Raw genomic sequence first — 5,261 nt, 5'->3', positions numbered from 1 at the left:
AATGATTGTCCTTTTCTTGCCATAAAAAAATCCCCTCCAGATAAAACAGTATTGAGTCCATCATATCAGATGGACTCTTTTTTTACTGTCTACCTATAGGGGATAATACCATTCATCTCTATAGAACCATACTCTTTTTTTATGCTGATTTTTTCTGTTTAACGACTGGAACAGAACGGTTTAAAATACTATTTGCAACCATTCCTAACATGATAATAATCATTCCGATGAGAGAAAGTCCTCCAGGGAGTGAACCATTTAAGAAAATGATTTCACCAAGCACGGTAAAGACCATCGTTCCAGCTTGTGTTGCTTCAACAGCTCCAAGTAGAGAGAGGTTATCTTTTGCTAAGTCAGTAGCAAAGAAAAATGTCATCGTTGCAATAACACCGGAACATAATGCTAACAGAAATCCTTGAAGCATTTGGTTGGATGTTGGAATGCCAGTAGTAGAAAATCCGTATATACCAAGCAAGATTGTTATAGGAAGACTTCCAATTGCCATTCCTAATACACGTTGGAACGTATCAAGGCGTCCACCAACAAGCTCCATCATTTTTCGGTTACCGAACGGATATAAGAAAGCGGCTAATACGACAGGTAAAAAACCTGAAATGAACTGAGTCATTGTAATATGGCCTGCGGCAGTTGCTTGCATACAAATTACACCAAGTAAAATAAATAATGCAACATATAAGCTACGAAGTGGAATTTTTCCACGTACAAGTTTCGTACCTGATTTTGTTTCTATTTTCACGAAAAATAGTGGTGATAGTAGTAAACCAGCTAAAATCGTAACTTGCCAAGTTCCAGCAACGAGCCAAGCTGGAGAAAAGACAGCTGCGAAACTTAATAAAGAATAAAAACCAATCCCGGCAACAGAACCCCATCCGATCCATGCCAATGGATGTTTTTTTAACTCTTCCCATAATCCCCTAAAGTTTTTGCGAAATAAAACGATAAGGAATAAAATAGGAAGAGCAAATAAAAAACGGAAGGAAGCTGTCCAAGCCCAGCTCGTTCCAGATACATTCATTGCTCTATTAATAATAAAGGTTGCAGAAAAAAAGGCCGATGATAAAAGGCCTAATAAAATTGCGCGCATGAAATATAGCACTCCTTTCGAAAATAAATAATTATGTATAGTATGATATACTTTAATTAAATTAAAGTAAACTATTTTATACTTTAAGGTGGTTTTATATATGAAAGAAAATGAAGATATGCAAACGAAAGAAGTCATTCAACAAGTTGGACAGTTATTGAGACAAATTCGAAATGAACAGAAATTAAGTTTAGAAGAATTAGCTCATAAAACAGGAGTTAGTAAATTAACATTAGGAAAGATTGAAAGAGGGGAAACAAATCCGACGCTAGCTGTCATTTGGAAAATAACGAAAGGGTTATCAATTCCTTTATCCAGATTAATGGTTGTTGGAGAACCAGTAGCTGTTGCGCGCTGTGGAGAAGGATTTGCAGTAGATGAAGGGCAAGCGTGGCATTTAGAAACGATGTTCCGTTATACGAAAGAAACAGGGATGGAAATGCACCGTGCTTGTTTACGATCAAATAGTATATATGAACCAGAAGCTCATCATGAAGGTGCGATTGAGCTTGTAACGGTAATGAAAGGGAAAGTGTCTATTCAAGTGGAGAATGATGTATACGAATTAAATGAGTTTGATTCCATTCAATTTGAAGCGAATAAGAAGCATATTTATAAAAATGAAGAAGAAGAAGTGGCAGTATTACATTTAACGATGAAATATTCTTCATGAAAAAATCACCTATAGGATTCTATAGGTGATTTGCTCTTTTTAAGTATGTGAAATGATGCCGTTAGTACGAACGTGGCATAAGTAATAAACAAATGAAATAAACTAAAAATCCTGTCCCAAAACATAAAACAGCAATAACCCAAATGATACGAATAAGAGTAGAGCTAATATCAAAATATTCTCCTAAACCACCACATATACCAAATAGCATTTTATCAGTTTCGGATTTACATAACTTTTTTGACATATTCCAATCAACTCCTTTTTATATCAAACTGCATACTTTTATTCTATATGGAAATTTATGAGAAGACCATGGGGTTGTATTACATTTTTTTGTGAGAAGCGATTGTATTAATTGTCTTAATTTTCGGTGGATATTAAACTTGTAGTTATGAGGTGATTTTTAATAAAGGGTGGGGAAATAGAGATGACAGCATATTGGTTGAATAACGTAATGATTGAATCAGGGTATACATATGAAGAAGAGAGAATTTCAAAAACAGAAACAGAATTATGTAGTTTACTTATTGAAGATGGTCGGATTAAAAAAATTATAAAAGGGATTGTTCAAGAGGAAGATATAGTAACTTTTGATGCTAAGCAATTATTAATGTTGCCAGCTTTCAAAGAGATGCACATTCACATTGATAAAACATATTATAGTGGCCCATGGAAAGCTTGTATGCCAGCAGAAAGTATTTTTACACGTTTTAATGAAGAAGAAAAAATTTTACCAAAGCAATTAGCGACTGCCAAAAATAGAGCGGAAAATATGCTGGAGTTACTACTGCAAAATGGTGCAACGAATATTAGAACGCATTGTAATGTTGATCCGATTATTGGGCTTGGTAATTTGGAGGCGACGTTAGCAGCATTAGAAACATATAAAAATCGAGTATCTAGTAGAATTGTTGCGTTTCCGCAACATGGATTATTGCGCAGTAATTCTGTACAACTCGTGAAAGATGCGATGCGTATGGGTGCTCATCTAGTCGGAGGAGTAGATCCAGCTACAGTGGATAATGACATTGAAAAGTCATTACATACAATTATGGATATCGCAGTAGAATTTAATGCGGATGTTGATATTCATTTGCACGATGCGAATAATCTTGGAACGTTTACGATGAAGAGATTGGCAAGTTTAACAGAAGAAGCAGGATGGCAAGGCCGTGTAACGATTAGTCATGCACTTGGACTTGGTGGTGTTACTGATAAAGAGGCTGAAGAAGTGGCAGAAAGACTCGCAAATGTAAATATTGATATTACTTCAACAGTGCCAATTGGTAAACAAGTAATCCCAATTCCGTTATTAGATAAAAAAGGTGTTAAGGTTGCATTAGGCAATGATAGCATTACAGATCATTGGTCACCGTTTGGAACAGGTGATATGCTCCAAAAGGCGAATCGATTAGCAGAGCGTTTTGGGTGGAGTGACGAAAGGTCTTTAGGAAAAGCACTCCGCTTTATTACAGGAGGAAAAGAAACGTTAAATAATGAAGGGAAGCGAGTATGGCCGAATGTAGGGGATGAAGCGAGCTTTGTTTTGACGAATGCGACATGCGCTGCTGAAGCAGTAGCGCGTCAAACAGAAAAACGTTTAGTCGTGTATAAAGGAAATATTGTTGTTGGAAGTTTAAATGAGGTGGAATTAAATAATCTTGTGTAGAAGAATCGTTTAAATATTTTGAGGAGGGTTCTAATGGTGAGTATAGAACTCTTCTTTTTTATTCTTACAATATATTTTTATAGGAAAGCTAGAAGGGATGAAAAAATTGGACAATCAACATAACCAAAATCATATTATGGGAACTTTGCAATGGTTTATATTTTTATTAGCAAATTCAATCGCACTACCAATTGTCGTTGGCGGATTATTTCATCTTACGACGGAAGAAATATTTTATTTAATGCAGCGTACGTTTTTTGTAGTTGGTATATCTTCTTTTTTACAAGGGTGGCTTGGGCATAGACTGCCAATTGCGGATGGGCCGGCTGGATCTTGGGTTGGTGTATTTACCGTACTTGCTTATGCAACGGCCGGACAAGATCAATTACATAGTACACTGCAAATTTTAGAATTAGGAATGATAATCTCCGGTGTTATTTTAATAGGATTAGGAGTAACTGGTTTTATAGGACGTATTTTATTTTTATTTACGCCGCTTGTGACAGGGACGTTTTTACTTTTATTATGTTTACAATTAAGTGGTGTATTTTTAAAAGGAATGTTAGGAATTACAGCTACTATTTCTCAAATCGACGGATTTACAGCAATGATCGCGTTTAGTATATTTCTGTTCGTTATTATACTATCTAATTTTGGAAAAGGCTTTGTCAAAAGTTATGCAGTTTTAATAGGATTAATTAGTGGGTGGATTATTTTTCTCATTGCAGGAAAAGTGACAATCCCATCTCAAGTAACTCATTTTGTGCAACTTCCACATATATTTGCTTGGGGACTTCCAAAATGGAATACAGGTATGGCTGTATCAAGTTTCGTTATGGTATGTATTTTAGTTTCGAATACGGTGGCAGCTATTATAGCAATTAATCAAGCAACTATTCATAAAGCGACTATTGAACAAAAACAGTTGAAAGATGGAACATGGGTTGGGGGGATTTCGCATCTCATCTCTTCTGTATTTTCAACTGTAGGTGTCGTTCCGTTACCAGCAACGGCAGGATTTATACGTTTAACAAAACAAAAGTATATACGATCGTTCTTAATGGCATGTGCGTTACTAGTCGTAATGTCTCTTTTTCCAAGTATTATTCGTTACTTAGCATCTTTACCATCAGCTGTTGCATCGGCTGTTTTAATGGCTTCGTTCGTACAGTTAATTGGAATTGGATTTAATAATATAAAACAAGTGCCGATGAGTGAAAGGAATGTAACGATTTTAGGCGTTGCAGTATTATTTGGCAGCGGCGTTATGTTTTTACCGTCTGGAGCACTCCAATCCTTGCCGTCTATTATGCAATATATATTCGGTAATGGTTTATTTGTAGGTACGGTTGTAAGTATATTGCTAGAACAAATATGGCGCGTTGGAAAGTAAGTGGATAAAAAGAGTGTACGCACTGTATAAAAGTCTAAAATAACATAGGAAATAAAGCCCATTTTCATTCACCACCTGCACATTTCGTTCATACAATATCTTGACTAAATAAACACCCAACTTACACATACACAGCTCTGGCTTAAGCAAGGAGGGTTATACCAGTTGAAGGAAAAAGCGTATCAATCTAAACCTTTACTCACAAAGAGAGAGAGAGAAGTATTTGAATTGCTGGTTCAAGATAAAACAACGAAGGAAATTGCAGGTGAACTTTTTATAAGTGAAAAGACAGTTCGCAACCACATCTCAAATGAAATGTATAATTGTAACTAGTGATTACGGTTATAAAAACTTTCTCAATATTTTTCAGAAGAATAGGAGAATACATGTTCTTATTTATATGGTAGAATATTTTGTA

General features: G+C 35.5%; 6 protein-coding genes. 4 read left to right on the top strand and 2 right to left on the bottom strand.

The features are described from left to right. Positions 1-139: 139 nt before the first annotated feature. Positions 140-1,105: a DMT family transporter gene (locus tag ACS2CR_RS33390; RefSeq protein WP_053514510.1), complete on the bottom strand. Its 966-nt coding sequence runs from the start codon at positions 1,103-1,105 to the stop codon at positions 140-142. A gap of 100 nt (positions 1,106-1,205) precedes the next feature. Between ACS2CR_RS33390 and ACS2CR_RS33385 the strand changes: the two genes are divergently transcribed. Next, positions 1,206-1,778: a helix-turn-helix domain-containing protein gene (locus ACS2CR_RS33385; protein WP_000661924.1), complete on the top strand. Its 573-nt coding sequence runs from the start codon at positions 1,206-1,208 to the stop codon at positions 1,776-1,778. 61 nt (positions 1,779-1,839) lie between these two features. Here ACS2CR_RS33385 and ACS2CR_RS33380 read toward each other — a convergent pair whose 3' ends face one another. Then, a complete protein-coding gene (locus ACS2CR_RS33380; protein ID WP_000038411.1) occupies positions 1,840-2,025 on the bottom strand; it encodes a PspC domain-containing protein in 186 nt (61 codons plus the stop codon). A 183-nt stretch (positions 2,026-2,208) separates the two neighbouring features. On the opposite strand from ACS2CR_RS33380, the gene ACS2CR_RS33375 reads away from it, so the two are divergent. The 3 genes from ACS2CR_RS33375 (at position 2,209) to ACS2CR_RS33365 (ending at position 5,176) form a co-directional block, all read left to right on the top strand. After that, entirely contained in the window at positions 2,209-3,450 is a 1,242-nt protein-coding gene (locus tag ACS2CR_RS33375; RefSeq protein ID WP_053514509.1) for an amidohydrolase family protein, read from the top strand. Between the two features lie 97 nt (positions 3,451-3,547). Continuing rightward, a complete protein-coding gene (locus ACS2CR_RS33370) occupies positions 3,548-4,843 on the top strand; it encodes a purine/pyrimidine permease (RefSeq protein ID WP_002062437.1) in 1,296 nt (431 codons plus the stop codon). 165 nt (positions 4,844-5,008) lie between these two features. After that, a complete protein-coding gene (locus tag ACS2CR_RS33365; RefSeq protein ID WP_000659485.1) occupies positions 5,009-5,176 on the top strand; it encodes a helix-turn-helix domain-containing protein in 168 nt (55 codons plus the stop codon). Positions 5,177-5,261 lie beyond the last annotated feature (85 nt).

Source organism: Bacillus cereus group sp. BceL291 (assembly GCF_051776705.1).
GTDB lineage: Bacteria > Bacillota > Bacilli > Bacillales > Bacillaceae_G > Bacillus_A > Bacillus_A cereus.
Note: the sequence above shows the minus strand (reverse complement) of the source record. Positions and strands in the feature narration are given on the sequence as shown.

Bases quoted from the DNA above. Each gene is read 5' to 3' on its own strand.
- ACS2CR_RS33390 (WP_053514510.1), bottom strand. From the start codon at position 1,105: ATGCGCGCAATTTTATTAGGCCTTTTATCATCGGCCTTTTTTTCTGCA.
- ACS2CR_RS33370 (WP_002062437.1), top strand. From the start codon at position 3,548: ATGAAAAAATTGGACAATCAACATAACCAAAATCATATTATGGGAACT.
- ACS2CR_RS33380 (WP_000038411.1), bottom strand. From the start codon at position 2,025: ATGTCAAAAAAGTTATGTAAATCCGAAACTGATAAAATGCTATTTGGT.
- ACS2CR_RS33375 (WP_053514509.1), top strand. From the start codon at position 2,209: ATGACAGCATATTGGTTGAATAACGTAATGATTGAATCAGGGTATACA.
- ACS2CR_RS33385 (WP_000661924.1), top strand. From the start codon at position 1,206: ATGAAAGAAAATGAAGATATGCAAACGAAAGAAGTCATTCAACAAGTT.